The sequence below is a fragment of the Frankia sp. CoWAU3 genome, assembly GCF_977971855.1.
The window spans coordinates 1-1,682 of record NZ_CDWWXB010000320.1 but is presented as its reverse complement, the minus strand read 5'-3'; the positions used below and the strand labels follow the sequence as shown (position 1 = coordinate 1,682).

At 69.0% G+C, this 1,682-nt stretch carries 2 protein-coding genes; one reads left to right on the top strand and one right to left on the bottom strand.

The genetic code is table 11. The features are described 5' to 3' along the window. A partial coding sequence (locus tag AC08ON_RS17870; protein WP_476617412.1) for an exodeoxyribonuclease III occupies nt 1-686 on the bottom strand: 686 nt, incomplete at its 3' end. A 68-nt stretch (nt 687-754) separates the two neighbouring features. Here AC08ON_RS17870 and AC08ON_RS17865 point away from each other — a divergent pair. Further along, a partial coding sequence (locus AC08ON_RS17865; protein ID WP_476617411.1) for a dihydrofolate reductase family protein occupies nt 755-1,682 on the top strand: 928 nt, incomplete at its 3' end.

Sequence of the window (1,682 nt, the reverse complement as noted above, 5' to 3'; positions counted from 1 at the left end):
ACGTCGGCGGTCGCCAGAGCCAGGTCGATGCGCATCCCGAGGTTCTTCGGGAAACACAGCTGGCGGTAGTCCCAGTAGGTGTAGACGACGTCGTCGGGCCAGCGGGCCCGCAGCACATCGATGAGCCCGGCGTCGACGAGTTCCGCGAGTGCCGCGCGTTCCGCCGGGGTGACGTGGGTGGCGCCCTCGAACCGGGTGATGTCCCAGACGTCAACGTCCGTTGGCGCGATGTTGAAATCACCCAACGTCATCACCGCGCCCTGGGCCGTGGCCTCGGCCACCACCTCGCGCAGCGCGGCGAGCCAGGCCAGCTTGTAGGCGTAATGAGGGTCGTCGATGGTCCGGCCGTTGGGCACGTACAGCGACCAGATCCGGATGCCGCCGCAGGTCGCGGCGATGGCGCGAGGCTCGGGACCGGGAAAGCCCGGATCGCCCGGAAGACCCCGCGCGACGTCGTCGAGGGTATCCCGCGACAGAATCGCCACGCCGTTCCACCGGCCGTCGCCGTGATGGGCGACCCGGTAGCCCCGGCGAAACAGATCCTCGTCGAACAGCTCCAGGAAGGCGTCGTCCGCCAGCTTCGTCTCCTGCAGGCACACCACATCCGGCTCGGCCCGGTTGAGCCATTCGATCAGGCGGGCCTGCCGAGCCTTCGCAGAGTTGATGTTCCACGTCGCGATCCGCACATCTGTTGACGGTAGTCCCACGGTCCGACAGGTCTGCCGGGCATGTCGGGTCTGGGATGATGGTCGTCATGGGAACGAGCCGGCGTGTCGACGATGACACCGTGGGCCAAGGCGCTGTTGCTGGCCGGCCGTATGTCATCTGCAGCTGCGCGATGTCGTTGGATGGGCACATCGACGACAGCTCGGCTGAGCGGCTGATCCTCTCCAGTGCCGCCGATCTCGACCGGGTGGACGAGGTGCGTGCCGGCTGTGACGCGATCCTCGTCGGCGCGGCCACTGTCCGGCGGGACAATCCCCGTCTCGCCGTGCGCGCGCAGCACCGTCGGGTGGGGCGAGAGGCGGCCGGACGCCCGCCCACGCCGATCAAGGTCGTGCTGTCCGGCGGGGGAGACCTCGATCCGAGCGCTCGGCTGTTCACCGCCGACCCGGTCGAGACGATCATCTACCGTCGGGCTGGATCATCGTTGGCGATCGCCGAGCCGACCTCGTCTCCCGAGCCGACCTCGTCTCCCGAGCCGACCTCGTCTCCCGAGCCGACCTCGTCTCCCGAGCCGACCTCGTCTCCCGAGCCGACCTCGTCTCCCGAGCCGACCTCGTCTCCCGAGCCGACCTCGTCTCCCGAGCCGTCGACGCCGCAATCGGCGCCGGCTGCGATCCGCACCACGCCCGCTACCCGCACCGCGCGCGTCATCCTGGTCGAACTTCCCGGTCGGCCCCGAGTCGAGGTCGCCGCCATCCTGACCGATCTCGCCCGGCGTGGCGTCCGTCGGCTGCTGGTGGAGGGTGGTACCTCGCTGCATACGGCCTTCCTCACCGCCGGCCTAGTCGACGAGCTGCATCTCACCGTCGCCCCGTTCTTCGTCGGCGAGCGCGATGCGCCGACCTTCGTGGGACCGGGGGTCTTCCCCAACGACGTCCACTCGCCCCTTCGCCTCGCCGAGGTCCGACAACTCGACGGTGTGGTTTTTCTTCGGTATCTGGCACCGACGGCTCACT